The 18,866-nt window shown below is 66.4% G+C and carries 15 protein-coding genes; 11 read left to right on the plus strand and 4 right to left on the minus strand.

The genetic code is table 11. The annotated features are described in order from the left end of the window. Nucleotides 1-151: 151 nt before the first annotated feature. Entirely contained in the window at nt 152-2,353 is a 2,202-nt protein-coding gene (locus HNP46_RS18655; RefSeq protein WP_184591803.1) for an OsmC domain/YcaO domain-containing protein, read from the plus strand. Between the two features lie 239 nt (nt 2,354-2,592). Continuing rightward, nucleotides 2,593-2,997, plus strand: a complete 405-nt coding sequence (locus HNP46_RS18660) for a hypothetical protein (RefSeq protein WP_184591805.1) — start codon at nt 2,593-2,595, stop codon at nt 2,995-2,997. Between the two features lie 49 nt (nt 2,998-3,046). On the opposite strand, the gene HNP46_RS18665 is transcribed toward HNP46_RS18660, so the two are convergent. Next, nucleotides 3,047-3,532: a BRO-N domain-containing protein gene (locus HNP46_RS18665; protein ID WP_184591807.1), complete on the minus strand. Its 486-nt coding sequence runs from the start codon at nt 3,530-3,532 to the stop codon at nt 3,047-3,049. A 780-nt stretch (nt 3,533-4,312) separates the two neighbouring features. Between HNP46_RS18665 and HNP46_RS18670 the strand changes: the two genes are divergently transcribed. From HNP46_RS18670 to HNP46_RS18685, 4 genes are all read left to right on the plus strand, one after another. Next, nucleotides 4,313-5,350, plus strand: a complete 1,038-nt coding sequence (locus HNP46_RS18670) for an ABC transporter substrate-binding protein (RefSeq protein ID WP_184591810.1) — start codon at nt 4,313-4,315, stop codon at nt 5,348-5,350. 138 nt (nt 5,351-5,488) lie between these two features. Further along, a complete protein-coding gene (locus HNP46_RS18675) occupies nt 5,489-7,057 on the plus strand; it encodes a PucR family transcriptional regulator (RefSeq protein ID WP_184591812.1) in 1,569 nt (522 codons plus the stop codon). Nucleotides 7,058-7,267: 210 nt separating this feature from the next. Further along, nucleotides 7,268-8,551, plus strand: coding sequence for a 4-aminobutyrate--2-oxoglutarate transaminase (gene gabT, locus HNP46_RS18680; protein ID WP_184591815.1), 1,284 nt, complete (start codon nt 7,268-7,270; stop codon nt 8,549-8,551). Nucleotides 8,552-8,600: 49 nt separating this feature from the next. Further along, on the plus strand, nt 8,601-10,055 hold the full coding sequence (locus HNP46_RS18685; RefSeq protein WP_184591817.1) for an NAD-dependent succinate-semialdehyde dehydrogenase: 1,455 nt from the start codon (nt 8,601-8,603) through the stop codon (nt 10,053-10,055). Between the two features lie 41 nt (nt 10,056-10,096). On the opposite strand, the gene HNP46_RS18690 is transcribed toward HNP46_RS18685, so the two are convergent. The 3 genes from HNP46_RS18690 to HNP46_RS18700 all read right to left on the minus strand — a co-directional run bounded on the left by HNP46_RS18690 (nt 10,097) and on the right by HNP46_RS18700 (nt 13,094). After that, the gene (locus tag HNP46_RS18690; protein ID WP_184591819.1) at nt 10,097-10,810 is read right to left on the minus strand and encodes an SDR family NAD(P)-dependent oxidoreductase; all 714 of its coding nucleotides are present in this window, start codon (nt 10,808-10,810) and stop codon (nt 10,097-10,099) included. A gap of 98 nt (nt 10,811-10,908) precedes the next feature. Next, nucleotides 10,909-12,492 (minus strand): rhodanese-related sulfurtransferase, encoded by a 1,584-nt coding sequence (locus tag HNP46_RS18695; protein WP_184591821.1) that lies wholly within the window; start codon nt 12,490-12,492, stop codon nt 10,909-10,911. Next, on the minus strand, nt 12,489-13,094 hold the full coding sequence (locus HNP46_RS18700; RefSeq protein ID WP_184591822.1) for a 3-mercaptopropionate dioxygenase: 606 nt from the start codon (nt 13,092-13,094) through the stop codon (nt 12,489-12,491). The genes HNP46_RS18695 and HNP46_RS18700 overlap by 4 nt, the downstream gene beginning before the upstream one ends. Nucleotides 13,095-13,208: 114 nt before the next feature. On the opposite strand from HNP46_RS18700, the gene HNP46_RS18705 reads away from it, so the two are divergent. The 5 genes from HNP46_RS18705 to HNP46_RS18725 all read left to right on the plus strand — a co-directional run bounded on the left by HNP46_RS18705 (nt 13,209) and on the right by HNP46_RS18725 (nt 18,848). Next, a complete protein-coding gene (locus tag HNP46_RS18705; RefSeq protein ID WP_184591824.1) occupies nt 13,209-14,105 on the plus strand; it encodes a LysR family transcriptional regulator in 897 nt (298 codons plus the stop codon). Between the two features lie 456 nt (nt 14,106-14,561). Continuing rightward, nucleotides 14,562-15,629 carry an LLM class flavin-dependent oxidoreductase gene (locus tag HNP46_RS18710; protein WP_184591826.1) on the plus strand — a complete coding sequence of 356 codons (1,068 nt, stop codon included), beginning with the start codon at nt 14,562-14,564 and terminating at the stop codon, nt 15,627-15,629. 11 nt (nt 15,630-15,640) lie between these two features. Further along, complete coding sequence (locus tag HNP46_RS18715; protein WP_184591828.1) at nt 15,641-16,585, plus strand: ABC transporter substrate-binding protein; 945 nt, start codon at nt 15,641-15,643, stop codon at nt 16,583-16,585. A 27-nt stretch (nt 16,586-16,612) separates the two neighbouring features. After that, nucleotides 16,613-17,695, plus strand: coding sequence for an LLM class flavin-dependent oxidoreductase (locus tag HNP46_RS18720; RefSeq protein WP_184591830.1), 1,083 nt, complete (start codon nt 16,613-16,615; stop codon nt 17,693-17,695). 4 nt (nt 17,696-17,699) lie between these two features. Next, nucleotides 17,700-18,848, plus strand: a complete 1,149-nt coding sequence (locus HNP46_RS18725; RefSeq protein WP_184591832.1) for an acyl-CoA dehydrogenase family protein — start codon at nt 17,700-17,702, stop codon at nt 18,846-18,848. Nucleotides 18,849-18,866: the final 18 nt, after the last annotated feature.

Genomic DNA, 18,866 nt, shown 5'->3' on the forward strand with positions numbered 1-18,866 from the left:
CGCATCTTACCGCAAGCGCCGCGTCAGCGGGGCGCGAGGGGCGGGCCGCGCGTCGCCCGGCGCACGGCTCGCGGTGCTCAAGGTATCCCCCGGCGGCATTTGTCCGGATAATGCCGGCCCTGTTGTTTTTCTCTTTTCGTGGTGCGCGCGCATGGAAATCAAGGTCAACTTTCTCGACAACCTTCGCCTGGAGGCCAAGTTCGACGACTTCACGGTGATCGCCGACCAGCCGATCCGCTACAAGGGCGACGGTTCGGCGCCGGGACCGTTCGACTACTTCCTGGCTTCCTCGGCGCTGTGCGCGGCCTACTTCGTCAAGCTCTACTGCCAGACCCGCGACATCCCCACCGATAACATCCGCCTGTCGCAGAACAACATCGTCGACCCGGAGAACCGCTACAAGCAGATCTTCAAGATCCAGGTGGAGCTGCCGGCGGACATATCCGAGAAGGACCGCCAGGGCATCCTGCGCTCCATCGACCGCTGCACGGTGAAGAAGGTGGTGCAGACCGGCCCGGACTTCGTCATCGAGCAGGTCGAGAACCTCGACGCCGACGCCCAGGCGCTGCTGATGCCGAGCACCGCCGCCGGTGCCAGCACCTATATCCAGGGCAAGGACCTGCCGCTGGAGCAGACCATCGCCAACATGTCGGAAATCCTCGCCGGCCTGGGGATGAAGATCGAAATTGCCTCCTGGCGCAACATCGTGCCCAACGTCTGGTCGCTGCACATCCGCGATGCGCAGTCGCCGATGTGCTTCACCAACGGCAAGGGCGCCACCAAGGAAAGCGCGCTGGCTTCGGCGCTGGGCGAGTTCATCGAGCGGCTGAACTGCAACTTCTTCTACAACGACCAGTACTGGGGCGAGGAAATCGCCAACGCGCCGTTCGTGCATTACCCCGACGAGTGCTGGTTCAAGCCCGGCGCGAAGGACGAACTGCCGGAGGAAATCCTCGACGAGCACTGCCTGGACATCTTCAACCCGGACGGTGAACTGCGCGGCTCGCACCTCTACGACACCAACTCGGGCAACACTGAGCGCGGCATCTGCTCGCTGCCCTTCGTGCGCCAGTCCGATGGCGAGACGGTGTACTTCCCGTCCAACCTGATCGAGAACCTCTACCTGTCCAACGGCATGAGCGCCGGCAATACCCTGGCCGAAGCCCAGGTGCAGTGCCTGTCGGAAATCTTCGAGCGCGCGGTGAAGCGCGAAATCCTCGAAGGCGAACTGGCACTGCCGGACGTGCCCCAGGAGGTGCTGGCCAAGTACCCCGGTATCCTCGCCGGCATCCAGGGCCTGGAGGAGCAGGGCTTCCCGGTGCTGCTCAAGGACGCCTCCCTGGGCGGCCAGTTCCCGGTGATGTGCGTGACCCTGATGAACCCGCGCACCGGCGGTGTATTCGCCTCCTTTGGCGCCCACCCGAGCCTGGAAGTGGCGCTGGAACGCAGCCTCACCGAACTGCTCCAGGGCCGCAGCTTCGAGGGCCTGAACGACCTGCCCAAGCCGACCTTCGAAAGCCAGGCGCTGACCGAGCCGAACAACTTCGTCGAGCACTTCATCGACTCCAGCGGTGTGGTGTCGTGGCGCTTCTTCAGCGCAAAGGCCGATTACGACTTCGTCGAATGGGACTTCTCCGGCCACGGTGACGATTCCAATGTGCAGGAAGCGCAGACCCTGTTCGGCATCCTCGAAGAGCAGGGCAGGGAGGTCTACATGGCCGTCTACCAGCACCTGGGCGCCACCGCGTGCCGCATCCTGGTGCCTGGCTATTCGGAAATCTACCCGGTGGAAGACCTGATCTGGGACAACACCAACAAGGCCCTGGCGTTCCGCGCCGACATCCTCAACCTGCACAGCCTCAACATCGTCCGCCTCAAGTCGCTGCTCAAGCGCCTGGAAGCCTGCGAGGTGGACGAGTACACCGACATCACCACGCTGATCGGCATCGAGTTCGACGACAACACCGTCTGGGGCCAACTGACCATCCTCGAACTGAAACTGCTGATCAACCTCGCGGTGAAACGCTTCGAGACGGCCAAGGAACTGGTGGAGATGTACCTGCAGTACAACGACAACACCGTCGACCGCGGGCTGTTCTACCAGGCGCTCAACGCCGCGCTGGACGTGCACCTGGACGAGGAAATGGACATGGCCGACTTCGAGGCCAACTTCCGCCGCATGTTCGGCAACCCGCGCATGGACGCGGTACTCGGCTCGCTGGACGGCAGCGTGCGCTTCTACGGCCTGACGCCCACCAGCACGAAACTGGAAGGCCTTGACCGCCACCTGCGCCTGATCGACAGCTACAAGAAGCTGCACCAGGCGCGGGCACGGGCGGTGGGCGCGAACTGACAGCCAGCTCGCCGTGTAGCACCAAGCGTGGGCCGGGCTGTAGGAGCGAGCTTGCTCGCGAACCCACCCGACTATGCCCGCGTAGGGCGCATAACCCGGAGCGGGTTATCCGCCGATGCCCCACGGCGCATAACGCTGACGCGTTATGCGCCCTACGGTCTGCCCCGGCGTTGCCGGGGATTCGCGGAGAAACTCCGCTCCTGCAAGCGCTGCGCCGCCGCTCCCCGTAGGAGCGGACCTTGTCCGCGAAATCCCGCCGGCAATACCGCAAGGCCGGCCAGGCTTCGCGGCTACGGCTTGCTCAACGCTCTCCGCAGCCGGCTCTCTTTAAAAAGGCGGAACCGCTGCGCCCAGCCTCCGGTCTTCTGCAGCACAAGAGCCAGACGCCCGAGGTAGCCATGCAGCATGATTTATCGGCACCGCAATACCGTGTGTGTTTCGTCAGGGACGGCAGCGCCCACGAATTCCAGGTGGCCGACCCGGCGATGAGCGAAGCCCGCGCCTGGTGCCATGTCGCCCGCCACCTGCAGATTCCGATCCTTGACCTGCAAGGGTTCCAGAAGGCCTATCACTCCATCCGCAACAGCGTGGAGCGACACAACGTGCATGACGTCAGCTTCAAATTGACGGCCGAGCAAGCCTGAAAAAGCCCGCACGCAGGCGGGCTGAAACTCTCACAGGGTCGAGCCGGGCTCAACGCGACAGGCGGGTTTCCGCCTCCAGCAGCCGCGCCGCATCGCCCACGCGCATCCACACGCCACCCTGCCACTCCAGCATCGCCAGCGAGTGCTCCTGCACCTTGCGCAGGAAGTAGCGCGGGCCACCGCCTTGCTGCAGCCGCGAGTCACGCAGCACCGGCACCACCTCGTTGCTCAGCCACTGGCGCAGGTTGCGATTCTCCGGGTGGAAGAAGTAGACCAGCAGCAGGGTGTACAACCCGCTTTCGCTGACCAGCAGCTCATCCTCGCGGCCGCCGGCCAGCAGCTCCCAGCGGTACTGGTCGGGGTCGAGCTTGCGCGGCACGCGGGCGCTGAAATGGGTGTTGGTCAGGCGCGCCAGGTCGCGGGCGACGAACCAGGCCTGCTGGTCGATCATCAGGCCGCGCAGGGTGCGGTCGAAACGCTGGAAGGTCTGGACGCTCAGGCCGGGATTGGCCGGGAATTCGATGCTTGGGGTCATGGCGTTCTCCGTGCGCAGGGCAGGAAGTACAGCGATCAAACCGCCACCCAAAGGGGAGGCGGACCGTGCAAGGGTGGAAGCCGGCTGATAGAGCCATAGACCGGTCGGGCCGAAGCCCGCCTCACACGGTCCGCCATAGACAGCCAGGGACGACCCCGCCTCGCGAAAGGCCGGGCCGTCCCTGCTACAGCAAGGCTTTATCAAACAGGCTTCCACACCTGGCCACGGCTGTTCCGTGGCGGGAAGAACGCTAAGCAGGGGCCTTGTAGGATCGCAATGCCAATGGCAAGTCGGGCGTTTCCCGGAAGCCCGCGCCACGTCGGAAGGATGCTTCGCGGCGTAGGAGCGAGGTCCAGGAAAGGTGGGTGAGGGTGGCAGTTTTCGAGGTTCGCGTATGTCAGCCTGTTCGCCGTAGCGCGAAGGAAGGCGGATAACGCTGCGCATTATTCGCCCTGCGGAACGTCAGCCCATGGTGAGCAACGTGGATGCGCATTTGCCGATTCCGCGGCTATGATCGACAGACATTTCCCACTTCATGTACCAATTTCAGGCGCCAACCTGATACTTGAAGTAGATAGCGGCCAGCGCGGGGCTGCCCTAGGATCATTCGGGACAGTCGGATCCCGCCTGGCCGGTCACGCTGACGATATCGCCGGTTCGTACCTGGCCCCATTGCCCCTGGCACTGCGGAAACATCCCACAAGAAAGTCGATCCGCCTGTTCCCCAATTCTGCCTTTTCTAATTCCAACAATGACTTGCAGCTTTACAGGAGCGCAACAATGAAGGCAAAAGCACTGGCCCTGGTGGCCTTGAGCGGGTTGGCCCTGGCCAGCCAGGCGATGGCGGCTGGCAGCGTGACCGTCATTTCCTACGGCGGCGCCAGCAAGGAGGCCCAGGTGGGGGCCTTCTACAAGCCGTTCGAGAAGGAAACCGGCACCAAGCTGATCGCCGGCGAGTGGAACGGCGAGATGGCCAAGGTCAAGGCCATGGTCGATACCAAAAGCGTCTCCTGGGACGTACTGGACATCGAGGACACCGACATCGTCCGCGGTTGCGAGGACGGCCTGTTCGAGAAGCTCGACTATGAGCGCCTCGGCATCAAGGAACCGCTGGTGGAAGGCGCCAAGTCCGAGTGCGGCGTGGGCATCTTCGTCTGGTCCAACGTGCTGGCCTACAACGCCGACAAGCTGAAAGTCGCGCCCACCGGCTGGAAGGATTTCTGGGACCTGAAGAAGTTTCCCGGCAAGCGCAGCCTGCGCAAGTCGGCCCGTGGCGCTCTGGAGTTTGCGCTGATGGCCGATGGCGTCGCTCCGGGCGAGGTCTACAAGGTGCTGTCCACCCCGGCCGGCGTCGACCGCGCCTTCAAGAAGCTCGACGAGATCAAGCCGAGCATCCAGTGGTGGGAAGCCGGCGCGCAGCCGCCGCAGTACCTGATGTCCGGCGACGTGGTGATGAGCTCGTCGTACAACGGCCGCATCCACGCCGCGCAGGAAAGCGGCGCCAACCTGAAGATCGTCTGGGACGGCAACCTCTACCAGTTCGATGACTGGGCCATCCTCAAGGGCACGCCGAACCTGGACGCCGCCTACCAGTTCATCTCCTTCGCCATGCGCCCGGAGCAGCAGAAGCTCTACACCGAGAAGATGGCCTACGGCCCGTCCAACACCGCCGCAGCCGCCTTGCTCGACAAGAAGCTGGCCAGCGCGCTGCCGACCGCGCCGGAGAACATGAAGAACGCGCTGCAGATGGACGTGGACTTCTGGACCGAGAACGGCGAGGCGCTGGAGCAACGCTTCATGTCCTGGGCCAGCCGTTAAGCGAGGCAATCGATCAGCCGTGGGCGCAGGCCCATGGCTGATGCTTTTCGTTCGACCCGCCGCTGTTCCGCCAGAACCCTCGCCACGAGGGTTTTGTCGCGACTGGCCGGCGGGCTTTCAGCATTCTGAAGGGGTCCCATGAAGCTCGACACCGCCATCGAGAACACGGTTCTGCGCCAGGCCACCGTCGTCGCCGGGCGCGGTGCGATGGATCGCGAGATCACCTGGGTGCACATCGTCGACCACCCGGAGATCACCAACTGGCTGAAACCCGGCGAGCTGCTGCTGACCACCGGCTACAACTGGCCGGAAGACGACCAGACCTGCCGCGAGATGGTCCGCAGCCTGAGCCGCATCGGCCTGGCCGGTGTGGTACTGGCGGTGCCGTATTTCCGCGAGCACTTCACCCAGGCCGCCATCGACGAAGCCGACCGCTGCGACCTGCCGCTGCTGGAGCTGCCCTGGGAAATCCCGTTCAGCGAAATCACCCATGACGTGCTGGCACGGATCATCAACGTGCAGGCGGAGATCATCCGCCGCTCGGACCTCATCCATCGCACCCTGACCGCGGCCGCCATCGACGCCAGCAACCTGGAAGGGGTTGCCATCGCCCTGAACCAGGCGCTGGAGAAACCGGCCACCCTGGTTTCGGCCGATGGCACCTTGCTCGGCAGTTCCCGGCCGGACTGCAGGGAGGACGAGGAGCGCACGCTGATCAGCCGGATCACCCAGCGCCAGTCGCTGTTCAATGCCTTCCACGGCAATGCGCCGACGTTGTTCGATGCAGCCCACGGTCTGGCCGCTGCACGCCTGGGCTGCCCGATCCGCGCCCATGACGAGGTCATCGGCATCGTCTGGCTGGAGAGTGCCGACGGTCAATTCGAGGAACTGGATTCCCGCGCCCTGGAACATGCGGCGGTGATCGCGGCGCTGCACCTGACCCACCAGCGCGAGCTGTCGAACCAGGAAACCCGCCTGGGTTATGCCTTCGTCGCCGGTCTGCTGGAAGGCAAGTTCTCGGCGACGCCCAGCGCCATCGAGCGGGCCAAGGCCTCCGGCTGGAGCGAGAACCGGGATTACCGGGTGTGCCTGCTGCTGCTCGACGAGCCGATTCCACTGGCGCTGGATGGCTTCAATCGGCGCGCGCGCAGCGCCGAGCGCATCGCCAGGGTGATGCAGGAGCTGGAGGTGGCGCCGCTGATTTCCGTGTCGTTGAACCAGATCAGCTTCCTGCTTCCGGCCGAGGTGTCGGCGGATGGCGTCTGGAAGGCCCTGGGGGAGGAGGGTGGGGCGCTCGCGGTGAGCCGTGTACATCGCGGCGCATCCGGCATGGCGTTGGGCGCCGAGGATGTGGCGGCGCTGATGCCGTTGCTGCGCCCAGGCAAGCTGCACAACTTCGACGAAGTTCTGTTTCCGCGGGCGCTGATGGGCGACGAGGATGCCCGGCGCATGCTGCTGGAACGGCTGATCGCGCCGCTGGAGAACCCCAGGCGTGGCAACTCGCTGGTGGACACCGTGCTGTGCCTGGCCAGCGAGGGTTTCCAGCTGCTCAATACCGCGCGGGCGCTGGACATCCACATCAGCACGCTGCGCTACCGGGTGTCACGGATGGAGACCATCCTCGGTATCTCGCTGGAGAATCCGGACGATCGTTTCCGGTTGCAGGTCGCCGCGCAGATGTACCGGCTTATCCACGAGAACGCCTGAACAACAGATTCAGCCTTGCGGTCCGGCGCTTGCCGGGCTGTCATCTGCAGTCATTTCCAGCCAGGTCACAGTCGTGCGTGAAGGCCGCCTCCGTGGCTGGACCTTCCTACTTTCAGCTCGAAGTCTCCCGCGCAATCTCCTGCCTGGCACAGGTATCTGGCGTCCCGGACGGTGGATAGGATTTCTCCACAATCCGCAAAGGTGATGCCCATGTCCTCCAGTCCGTATTCGTCTGTCGCCGCCCGCAACCAGCACGTCTCCCAAGGCGTGGCGGTTGCCCATCCGATCACCCTCAACCGCGCTGCCGGGGCCTATGTCTGGGATGACCAGGGCAGGAAGTACCTGGACTTCGTCGGCGGCATCGGCGTGCTCAACGTCGGCCACAACCACCCGCGCGTCGTCGAGGCGGTGCGCAAGCAACTGGAGCTGTTCTCGCACATCTGTTTCCAGGTGGCAGCCTACGACCAGTACGTCGAACTGGCGGCGAAGCTGAACCAGCTGGTCGGCGGCGAAGAGCACTACAAGTCGGTATTCCTCACCACCGGCGCCGAAGCGGTGGAGAACGCCATCAAGATCGCCCGTGGCCACACCAATCGCCCTGGCGTGATCGCCTTCCGTGGCGGCTTCCACGGCCGCACGCTGATGGGCATGAGCCTGACCGGCATGAGCCAGCCGTACCGGCAGAATTTCGGCCCGCTGGCACCGGACGTCTACCACGTGCCGTATCCCAACGAGTACCGCGGGGTCAGCAGCGAGCAGGCCCTGGCGGCGCTGCAGGAAGTCTTCGACACGCAGATCGCCGCCGACCGTGTGGCCGCCATCATCATCGAGCCGGTGCAGGGCGACGGCGGCTTCGTCGCCGCGCCCGTGGAGTTCATGCGCGCGCTGCGCAAGAAGACCGAAGAGCTGGGCATCGTGCTGATCTGCGACGAAATCCAGACCGGCTTCGGCCGCACCGGCAAGCTGTTCGGCTTCCAGCATTCGGGCATCCAGCCGGACCTGGTCACCGTCGCCAAGAGTCTCGCTGGCGGCCTGCCGATTTCCGGCGTAGTCGGCCGCGCAGCGATCATGGACGCACCCAAGCCCGGCGGCCTGGGCGGCACCTACGGCGGCAACCCGCTGGGCTGCGCCGCCGCGCTGGAGGTCATCCGCATCTTCGAGAGCGAAAACCTGCTGGAGCGCAGCCAGGCCATCGGCGCACAACTGCTGGAGGGTTTCCGCTCGCTGGAATCGCGCTTCCGCAGCATCGGCCACATCCGCGCCATCGGCGCAATGGCCGCGGTGGAGTTCGTGGCCGACCGCGATTCCAAGGCCCCCGATGCAGCACTGGCGCAACGCGTCATCGACGCGGCGCGGGAGGAGGGGTTGCTGGTGATCAAGTGCGGCGTCTACCGCAACGTGGTGCGCTTCCTCTGTCCGCTGGTGATCTCCGAGCAGGATGTCGCCGAGGCGCTGCGCCTGTTCGAGCGCGCACTGATCGCCGCCGACGCCTGACTCGACCCGGCATTGAACTGGATGCCCATTTCCACGGGAGTGATGATTCGTGAATGACAAGCTAACCGTTGCAGCCGGTGCTGACTGGGAACTGCCATCGCTGGCCGGCGGGGCCGCCGACGGCCGCTTCTACAGCGTGGTCAACCCGGCGACCCAGGATGTCTTCGCCCGCGTACCCGACTGCGGCGAGGAAGAGGCACAACGTCTGCTGGAGGCTTGCGTATCGGCCTTCGACAGCTGGAAACAGACCACGGCGTTCCAGCGCAGCCAACTGCTGCGCAAATGGTTCGAGCGCATCGTTCGCGGCGCGGATGAAGTTGCCTCGGCGATCAGCCAGGAGATGGGCAAGCCGATCAAGGAAGCCCTGGGCGAGGTGATGTACGCCGCCGGTTTCGCCGAGTGGTACGCCGAGGAGGCCAAGCGCGTGTATGGCGAGACCTTCTCCAGCCAGCACGAGCACAAGCGCCTGTACGCCAGCCGCCAGCCGGTCGGGCCGGTGTTCGCGGTCACGCCGTGGAACTTCCCGGCGGCGATGATCACCCGCAAGGTCGCGCCAGCGCTGGCCGCGGGCTGCACGGTGATCGTCAAGCCGGCCGAGCAGTCGCCGATCACCGCGATCCTGCTGGAGCAATACTGGCGCGAAGTCGGCGGTCCGGAAGGGACCTTCCAGGTCATCACTTCCAACCAGGCGGCGACCGTCTCGGCGGTGTATTTCAAGGACCGCCGGGTGCGCAAGCTGACCTTCACCGGCAGCACCGAAGTGGGTGTGCTGCTGTACCGCCAGTCTGCCGAGACCATGAAACGCGTCTCCCTGGAACTGGGCGGCCACGCGCCGTTCATTGTCTTCGCCGACGCCGATATCCCGCGCGCGGTGGACGACATCATGGCCTGCAAATTCCGTAATGCCGGGCAGACCTGCGTCTGTACCAACCGCATCTACGTTCATCGCTCCATCAGCAGCCAGTTGCTGGAAGCGCTGGCCGCGCGCGTGCAGGAGCTGCGCGTGGGCGACCCCGCGGACGACGCCACCCAGATCGGCCCGCTGGTGGACGAGCAGGGGCTGCGCAAGGTCAGCGAGCATGTCGCCGATGCCCTTAGCCGTGGTGCGAGCGTTGTAGTCGGCGGCCAGGCGCTGGGGGGCCTTTATTACCAGCCGACCGTACTGCGAGACGTCGCTCCCGGCATGCGCATCCTCGAAGAGGAAACCTTCGGTCCGGTGGCGCCGGTGATCGAGTTCGACACGCTCGATGAAGTGGTGGCAGCCGCCAACGACACGCCTTACGGCCTGGCCGCGTATCTCTGGACTCGCGACCTGGATACCGCGCACCGCGTGTCCGAACGCCTGGACTACGGCATCGTCGGCATCAACGACGGCGCACCGTCCACCGCCCAGGCACCGTTCGGCGGGGTGAAGATGAGCGGCATCGGCCGCGAGGGTGGCGTCTGGGGCATCCAGGAATACCTGGACACCAAGTTCGTCTCGGTCGGTTTGGCGCCGCGCTGAGGCGAGATGAGGGGCGCAGCTGCGCCCCTTTTCTTGCCCGGCTAACGCAGGGTGTAGCCGCCGTCCGGCGAAAGGGTCGCACCGCTCATGTAGGGATTGCCGAGCAGGAACAGCGCCGCATCGGCGGCATCCTCGACGGTGCCGACACGCTTGAGCAGCGTGGCCTGGGCGTAATGGGCGAAGGCGCTTTCGCGTAGATGCGCATCGCGGCTTTGCCACAATTCACCATCCAGCGTGCCGGGGGCGATGACGTTGACCCGGCGCGGCGCCAGGTCCACCGCCAGTGCCCGCGCAAGGCCTTCGATGGCGCTGTTGCAGGCCGCGTAGGAAGCCGCTCCCGGCACCGGGCGCGCACCGGCTGCGCCGCCGACCAGCACGATACCGGCGTCAGGCGCGAGAACCGGCAGGGCGGCCTGCACCGCCCAGTACTGCGGCCAGAACTTGCGCTCGAAGGCGCTGCGCACCTTCTCTTCGTCCTGCTCGTTGAAGTCGGCAACCTGATAGCTCGCCGCGGGCGTGAACAGGCCATCGATCCGCTCGAGGCGGGCGAAGAACTCGCCCAGCGAGCGGCGATCGGTGTTGTCCACCGGGTAGCCCTCGGCGCGGGGGCCAAGGCTCTCCACCACGCTGGCCAGTCGTGCTTCGTCGCGCGCGCCAAGGACCACGCGCGCACCCCGTTGTAGCGCCAGCCGAGCAGCGCGCAGGCCGATACCGGACGTCCCGCCGATGATGACCAGAGTCTTGCCTTCGATCATGTGATTTCCCTTTCGATGGTGCGGCCAGCGCAGGCGTGCCTGGCCCGTCCTGAGATCAGGCCCGGTCGCCCTCGAAAGGACAGCCGGGCGTTTTCGCTTCAGATCACGAAGAAGCCGTGGGTGCCGTCGCGACCCAGTTGCTCCACCAGGCCGAACTCCCAGTCGAGGTAGCCCTGCATGGCTTCGCGCGGGTTGTCGGTGCCTTCGTAAGGGCGGCGATAACGATCGATACGGGGAGCGGCCAGCAGGCTTTCACCTTCCTCGGTCGGCAGGCCGGCGGCGACCCAGGCGCTGGTGCCGCCATCGAGCAGGAATACCGGCTTGTCGCTCAGCGCAGCCACGTCCGCCACGGCGAAACGAGCCAGCAGGCTGGTGCCGCAGGTGAGCACATAGCGGTCGGCGTCTCCCGACTGGGCCAGCGCCTCGCGCAATTGGCTGCGCAGGGCCCAGGCGGCGCCGGGGATGTGGCGCTTCACGTAGTTGGCGCTGGCGGTGAAGTCGAGCACGGCGGTGCCCGGTGCGCGCAGCCAGTCGGCCAGGGTCTGCGGGGTGATGGTCTCGGCCTGCGGCTTGGCCGGCAGCGGGGCGCTCCAGGCGCCTTGCTCGCTGAAATCGGCGGCGGCCAGGCCGTCCAGCACGGCGACCTGCCAGCCCATCTGGGCCAGCCAGGAGGCACTCATGTTGGCGCGCACGCCATCGTCATCAATCAGCACCAGGCGCGCACCGCGCACGCTGGCGACATGGTCGGTCTCCTGCACCAGCTGGCCGCCCGGGGTGGAGCGCGAACCTGGCAGGTGGCCGGCTTCGTATTCTTCCGGGGTGCGCACGTCGAACAGGTAGGTGGTGCGGGTGGTATCGGCCTGCCATTGGCGCAGGCCGGCGAGATCGATGCGCGCGACCTCGGCGCGATCCGCCACGGCGCGAGCACGCTCGGCGGCAGAGCCGCGGGTGGCGGCGGAAACGTCGCTGAAGCGCCGCGCCTGGCCGTGCTCCAGTTGCTGCCCGGCCAGCGTCCAGCCGATGGTGCCGTTGCGCAGCGCCGACACCGGGTTGGGAATGCCGGCGTTCACCAGCGACTGGGTGCCGATGATGCTGCGGGTGCGTCCGGCGCAGTTGACGATGACGCGGGTGGCCGGGTCCGGCGCCAGTTCGGCGACGCGCAGGACCAGCTCGGCACCGGGCACGCTGATGCCGGAGGGAATGCTCATGGTCTGGTATTCGTCGAAGCGGCGGGCATCGAGCACGACCACGTCGGCCTTGGCGTCGAGCAGGGCCTGCACTTCTTCGGCGGCCAGGGACGGCGTGTGGCGCTCGGCTTCCACCAGTTCACCGAAGGATTTGCTCGGCACGTTGACGTCCTTGAACAGCTCGCCGCCGGCGCTGCGCCAGCCGGCCAGGCCGCCTTCGAGCAGGGCGACGTCGCTGTAGCCCAGGGTCAGCAGGCGCTGCGCGGCGATTTCTGCCAGCCCTTCGCCGTCGTCATAGACGGTCACCGGCGTGTCACGACGCGGCACGCGGGCATAGATTTCCAGCTCCAGCTTGGACAGCGGCACGTTGGCGGCGAACAGCGGATGTTCCTGGGCGAACGGGTCTTCCTCGCGCACATCGAGCAGCGCCAGTTCCTCGCGAGCGAGGAGGGCGGTGCGAATGGCGTGGAAGGAGCGGTGGGTGATCTGGCTCATGCGGGGTTCTCTTTCGACAGGTCCCAGATGTTGGGCAGCTGGCTGTTGGAATAGCCGGAGATGAAGGGTTTCTCTTCGCCCTCGGCGCTGAAGACGGCACGACGCACCGCGCCGATGTTGGCGCCGTAGACGTGGATGCTGATGGAGGAGCGGTCGGCGAAGGCGTTGCTCACCTGGTGGATGTCGCCGATGCGCGGCGATACCGCCTCTACCTCGCCCGGTTCCAGGCGATGCGCTTCACCCACCGGCTGCAGGCTGCCATCGGTGGCAAAGGCGAATGGCTGCGAGTATTCGGCGCCGCGCAGCATGCCGATCAGGCCCCAGACGCGGTGGTCGTGCACCGGCGTGCGCTGGCCCGGGCCCCAGACGAAGCTGACCACCGAGAAGCGCTGTTGCGAGTCGGCGTGCAGCAGGTATTGCTGGTAGCGCTGCGGATCAGGGCGGGCGTAGTCGTCGGGCAGCCAGTCGTCGTGGCGAACCAGTTCCGCCAGCAGTGGGCCGGCCTGGGCCAGCAAAGTGGCTTCATCGGGATGGTCGTCGAGCAGGGCCGCGAGATCGCCGATGAACTGGCGCAAGCGGTCGAGGCGCAGGGGAGCTGACATACGGATGGATTCACTCCGGTCGGTTTTGGCGCTACGGTAGCAAACGGTTTTTTATTCCTGAAATGCATTTTGAATCTAAGCTAATATGCGAGAAATGCAATTGGTGCCTGGCCCATGAAAATCGATGACATCGACGCCTTCGTCGCAGTGATCCGCAACGCCTCCCTCAGCCAGGCTGCCGAGAGCCTGGGCCTCACCCAGTCGGCGATCACCCGGCGGGTGCAGAGCCTGGAGGAGTCCCTCGGGGTGGAGTTGCTCGACCGCAACACCAAGCCGCTCAAGCCCACCTCCGCCGGACGCCGGGTGTTCGAGCAGTGCCTGCGGGTGCTGCGCGAGGTGGACGGGCTGCGCGAACTGGTGGCCAGCGACACCCCGCCCAGCGGCATACTGCGCCTGGGCGTGCCGCAGAGCATCGGAGAAGTGGTGCTGCTCGAAGCCCTGCGACAACTGGCCGGCGAGTTCCCCGAGCTGCGTGCGCAGGTCAGCAGCGGCTGGGGCAGTCACCTGCTGGCGCGGTTGGAGAACGCCGAACTGGATGCGGCGGTGGTGCTGTTTCCGCCGAGCAAGGTGTTCCCCGATGACCTGGGCGCCACGCCGCTGGGGCGCGTCGAGCTCTGCGTGGTGGCGGCGAAAGACAGCGACGTGCAGGCCCGCCGGCTGCTCGATTGCTACCAACAGGGCTGGGTGCTCAACCCGGATGGCTGCGGCTTCCGCGCCGGCCTGCAGCGCGCCCTGGCCGATCAGGGCCTTGGGCTGCAACTGAACCTGGAGACCTTCGGCAGCGAATTGCAGCTGGGACTGGTGGCGCAGGGCAGGGGGCTGGGTCTGGTGCCGGCGCCGGCCCTGGCGCGTAGCCGTTATCGCGAGCAGTTGCGGATATTGGAGCTGGAAGACTTCCAGCCGCTGATTCAGCTCTGGCTGGTGCGCCCGCGGTTGTTGGGCAACCTGGAAACACCGGCACGACTGTTCGGCGGCGCGGTGGCCAAGGGGCTGGATATCTCTGCAGCCTGACCCCTACAGGCGCGAGCTTGCTCGCGAATCTCCCCGACATCACAAATCCCCGTAGGGCGCATAACCCGGAACGGGTTATCCGCCGATGCCACAACGGCGGATAACGCTGGCGCGTTATGCGCCCTACGGTCAAATGTGACGCAGGGAGTGGCCCTGTAGGAGCGAGCTTGTCGCGCCCCCCCTTCACTCATGTGTCAGCCGGATGGTGCCGTCGTGGCTCTGTTCGCGAGCTAGTTCGCTCCTATGAAAAGCGGAAAGCCCAGCGCGCAACTTGGTCACGCCTAAATATGCGACATTTGCATATTAGGATATGACAAAAATGAATTTCCATCATGAAGTGCTTGCCTATAGCTTCTAAGAACGACGTCAGACAAGACGTTTTTCTTATAACGAAAGCCGCCGGACTCCGTCAGCGGCCCAGGCGAGGGCAACACAGTGAGCGTGGAAATTCTCGGCATGATCACCGCCACCCCGAGTTCCGAGGTAGATCAGCCGTTGGGGGACGCGGTGGATGCCGGCTTCGTCCGGCGATTCGCCCAGGCCCATGAGGACGCCGGCTTCGACCGCGTGCTGGTGGGCTACTTCAGCAATGCCGCCGAGGGCGCGGTGGTCAGCTCCTTTGTCGCCGCTGCTACCCGCCGGCTGGGCATCCTGCTGGCCTACCGGCCGGGTGTGATCGCGCCGCCGCTGGCCGCCCGCCAGCTTGCCACGCTCGATCAGTTCAGTGACGGCCGCCTGGCCCTCAATGTGGTCAGCGGCGGCAACGATGAAGACCTGGCGCGTGACGGCGACTACCTCGACCACGACCGCCGCTACGCCCGCACCGACGAATACCTGCAGGCCCTGCGGCAGATCTGGACCGCCGAGTCCCCGGTGGACTTCGCCGGTGAGTTCTACCGCTTCCAGGGCGCTTCGCCGGCCGTGCGTCCACGGCAGAAACCGCACATCCCGATCTATTTCAGCGGCTCCTCCGAGGCGGCCATCGAGGTCGCTGCCCGCCACGCCGATACCTACATGCTCTGGGGCGAGCCGCTGGCGGCCGTCGACGGGCACATCCGTCGCGTGCGAGCTGCCGCCCAGGCGCAAGGCCGCGATCCGCGTTTCTCGGTGTCCTTCCGCCCGATCGTCGCAGATACCGAAGAGGCTGCCTGGAAGCGCGCCGCGGACATCCTCGAACAGGTGCGCGAGAACCGCACGCGCCTGGGCCTGCCGCTAAACGACCACCAGCCGGAAAACGTCGGCTCGCAACGTCTGCTCGCCGCTGCACAGCAGGGCGAGGTGCTCGATACCCGCCTGTGGACCGGCGTCGCCCGGCTGACCGGTGCGCGCTGGAACTCCACCGCACTGGTCGGCACGCCCGAGCAGGTCGCCGCCGCGCTGGGTGAGTACTACCGCCTCGGCGTCTCCACCTTCCTGATCCGTGGCTTCGACCCGCTCGGCGATGCCGTGCGCTACGGCCAGGGCCTGATTCCCGCCATCCATGAACAGATCGCCCGCCTGCCGCAGCTGCGGCGTGCCGGCTGAGGAGCTTTTCGATGACCCTGAGAAACCGTCTGCGTGCCTCCCTGGCTGCGCTGCTGCTGAGTGCTCCGCTGGCCCAGGCCGCCGACCTGCCGACCCTGCGGGTGGGCGACCAGAACTACTACAACGTGCGCGCTTCCATGGAAGCCTCCGGCGTGCTCGAAGGCGCGCCCTATACCGTCGACTGGAAGCATTTCCAGTCCGCAGCGCCAGTGGCCGAAGGGCTGCAGGCCGGCGCCCTGGACCTCGGCTTCCTGGGTGATTCGGGCTTCATCTTCCTGGCCGCCAAGGGCGCTCCGGTGAAGCTGATCGGCATTTCGCGGCAGAACCCCGACACCATCGCGTTGCTGGTGCCCAAGGATTCGCCGGTGAAGACCATCGCCGACCTCAAGGGCAAGAAGGTCGCCTACTGGCCCGGCGCCTGGAGCCAGCAACTGACCCTGCGCGCGCTGGAGAAAGCAGGCTTGCCCAGCGACTACGTGGAGTTCGTCAAACTGATGCCCATCGATGCCGCCGCTGCACTGCCGCGCGGCAGCATCGACGCCTTCCCGGTGTGGGAGCCCTACATCTCGCAGCAGATCGTGTTCTCCGGCGCCCGGCCGATCCTTACCGCCCGCGACCTGATGCCGGGGCTGTCGAGCATCGCCGCCAACGCCGACTCCATCGACCCCAAGCGCGCACAGATCGCCGACTTCCTCGGCCGCCTGCAGAAGGCGCGCACCTGGGTCGAAGCGCACAAGGAGCAATACGCCGACATCTGGGCGAAGAAGGCCAACCTCGATCAGTCCGTTTCCCGCCACTGGATCGGCCAGGCCGCGATGAGCGTCGGTCCGGTGGACCAGCAGGCCGCCGCCGATTACCAGGGCACCGCCGATTTCCTTCTGCAGACCGGTGCTTTGCCCAAGGCTTTCGATGCCTCCAGCGTGATCGACACCTCCTTCGCCACTTCCTTCCACTGAGTCACTGACTGAGCACGGAGCGCCACCATGAGCATCCAGTTCCTCGGCATGATCGGCCATCGCCTGGCCTCGGAAACCATCGCCCCGGCAGGGCCGATCCTCGACAAGCAGTACATCGCCGCCTTCGCCCGCGCCCACGAGGAGGCCGGTTTCGATCGCATCCTGGTCGGCTACTGGTCGGACCAGCCCGATGGCTTCCTGGTGGCGGCCACCGCTGGGCTGGCCACCTCGAAGATCCATTTCCTGCTGGCGCACCGACCCGGTTTCGTCGCCCCGACCCTGGCCGCGCGCAAGCTGGCGACCCTGGAGCACCTGCTCGACGGGCGCCTGGCAGTGCACATCATCAGCGGCGGCAGCGACGCCGACCAGCGCAAGGACGGCGACTACCTCGGCCACGACCAGCGCTATGCCCGCAGCGAGGAATTCATCGAGGTGCTCAAGCGCACCTGGACCGCCGACAAGCCCTTCGACTTCCACGGTGAGCACTACCGTGTGGAGCAGGCCTTCGCTGCCATCCGCCCGCAGCAGAAGCCGCACATCCCGGTGTATTTCGGCGGCTCCTCCGAGGCGGCGCTGAAGGTCGCCGGCAAGCAGGCCGACGTGTTCATGCTGTGGGGCGAACCCCTGGCACAAGCCGCTGAAACCATTGCCGCAGTGCGCGCGCAGGCACGCCTGAACGGCCGCGAGGTGGAGTTCAGCCTGTCGTTCCGGCCGATTATCGGGCGCACCGAAGAAGAGGCCTGGGCCAAGGCCGAGGAGATCCGCGCCACCGCCGGCGAGCGCCTGGGCGAAGCCGGTTTCCCCAAGGGCAAGCCGCAGAGCGTGGGCGCGCAGCGCCTGCTCAGGGCGGTGGAGCAGGGCGACCGGGTCGACGAGCGCCTGTGGACCGGCATCGCCAGGCTGGTGGGCGGTGGGCACAATTCCACCGCACTGGTGGGGACCCCCGAGCAGGTCGCCGATGCGCTGCTGGCTTACTACGACCTGGGTGTGCGCAGCATCCTGATCCGTGGCTTCGATCCGCTGAATGACGCCGTGGAGTACGGCCGCGAACTGATCCCGCTGACCCGCGCCAAGGTCGCCGAGCGCGAGCGCCGGCGTGCCACGGCCTGACGGGATGACCATCCTGCAGAGCCTTCCCGTGGCACTGGCCCAGCTTCCGGAATTGACCCGACAGTTGGCCGAAGGCGCCGAAGCCCTGGACCGCAACGGCGAATTCCCCCACGCCAATCTCGCCCTCCTGCAGCGTCATGGCCTGCTCGGCCTGGCTTTGCCGCCTGCGCTGGGTGGCCCTGGTGCGAGTCTGGGTGAGCTGCGCCAGGCGGTGGCGGCGGTGGCCCGTGGCGAGCCGTCCACCGCGCTGGTGCTGTGCATGCAGTACCTGCATCTGCGCCGGCTGGCGGATAACCCCGACTGGCCCGAAGCCCTCAAGCGGCGGGTCGCTCGCGAAGCGCTGGAGCAGGGCGCGCTGATCAACAGCCTGCGCGTCGAACCCGAACTGGGTTCGCCCGCGCGCGGTGGTCTGCCACAGACCATCGCGCGGCGTGAGGGCGACGGTTGGCGGCTGTCCGGCCACAAGCTCTACACCACGGGCATTCCCGGCCTGACCTGGCTGGCGGTCTGGGCGCGCAGCGATGAGCCGACGCCGCGCGTGGGCAGCTGGCTGGTGCGCCGCGACAGCCCCGGCATCCGCATCGTGGAAAGCTGGGACCACCTGGGCATGCGCGCCACCGGCAGCCACGAGGTGATATTCGAGGACGTTCCGGTGCCGCTGGAGCATGCCATCGGCCTGTATCCCCATGACCGCCCGCCAGCGCCGGACGAGGCCGTGACCCGCGACTTCGCCCAGGCCAGCGCGGCGCTGCTGGGCGCCTTGTACGACGGCGTTGCCCGCGCGGCCCGCGATTGGCTCGTGCACTGGCTGCGCGAACGCGTGCCGGCCAGCCTCGGCGCGCCGCTGGCGAGCCTGCCACGTATGCAGGAAGCGCTCGGCGGTATCGAAGGCCTGCTGCTGCAGAACCGCCTGTTGCTGGATTCCGCCTGCCGCGACTGGCTCAGCGCCAGCGAGTCGGGGTTGATCAAGGTGTCCGTCACCGACAACGCGATAGCGGTGGCCGAGAAGGCCCTGGAGCTGGCAGGCAACCACGGCCTGAGCCGCCACAACCCGCTGCAACGGCATTACCGCGACGTGCTCTGCGGACGCGTGCACACCCCGCAGAAGGACAGCGTCTGGATTGCGGCGGGGAGGGCGGCACTGTCTCCCTGACGGGTTCGAACACTGGAA

Origin of the sequence: Pseudomonas nitroreducens (genome assembly GCF_014204515.1) — a bacterium.
In the GTDB taxonomy this organism is placed as follows: Bacteria; Pseudomonadota; Gammaproteobacteria; order Pseudomonadales; family Pseudomonadaceae; genus Pseudomonas; species Pseudomonas nitritireducens_A.

Bases quoted from the DNA above. Each gene is read 5' to 3' on its own strand.
- HNP46_RS18655 (WP_184591803.1), top strand. From the start codon at position 152: ATGGAAATCAAGGTCAACTTTCTCGACAACCTTCGCCTGGAGGCCAAG.
- gabT (WP_184591815.1), top strand. From the start codon at position 7,268: ATGTCCTCCAGTCCGTATTCGTCTGTCGCCGCCCGCAACCAGCACGTC.
- HNP46_RS18675 (WP_184591812.1), top strand. From the start codon at position 5,489: ATGAAGCTCGACACCGCCATCGAGAACACGGTTCTGCGCCAGGCCACC.
- HNP46_RS18715 (WP_184591828.1), top strand. From the start codon at position 15,641: ATGACCCTGAGAAACCGTCTGCGTGCCTCCCTGGCTGCGCTGCTGCTG.
- HNP46_RS18670 (WP_184591810.1), top strand. From the start codon at position 4,313: ATGAAGGCAAAAGCACTGGCCCTGGTGGCCTTGAGCGGGTTGGCCCTG.
- HNP46_RS18700 (WP_184591822.1), bottom strand. From the start codon at position 13,094: ATGTCAGCTCCCCTGCGCCTCGACCGCTTGCGCCAGTTCATCGGCGAT.
- HNP46_RS18710 (WP_184591826.1), top strand. From the start codon at position 14,562: ATGATCACCGCCACCCCGAGTTCCGAGGTAGATCAGCCGTTGGGGGAC.
- HNP46_RS18695 (WP_184591821.1), bottom strand. From the start codon at position 12,492: ATGAGCCAGATCACCCACCGCTCCTTCCACGCCATTCGCACCGCCCTC.
- HNP46_RS18720 (WP_184591830.1), top strand. From the start codon at position 16,613: ATGAGCATCCAGTTCCTCGGCATGATCGGCCATCGCCTGGCCTCGGAA.
- HNP46_RS18725 (WP_184591832.1), top strand. From the start codon at position 17,700: ATGACCATCCTGCAGAGCCTTCCCGTGGCACTGGCCCAGCTTCCGGAA.
- HNP46_RS18690 (WP_184591819.1), bottom strand. From the start codon at position 10,810: ATGATCGAAGGCAAGACTCTGGTCATCATCGGCGGGACGTCCGGTATC.
- HNP46_RS18705 (WP_184591824.1), top strand. From the start codon at position 13,209: ATGAAAATCGATGACATCGACGCCTTCGTCGCAGTGATCCGCAACGCC.
- HNP46_RS18665 (WP_184591807.1), bottom strand. From the start codon at position 3,532: ATGACCCCAAGCATCGAATTCCCGGCCAATCCCGGCCTGAGCGTCCAG.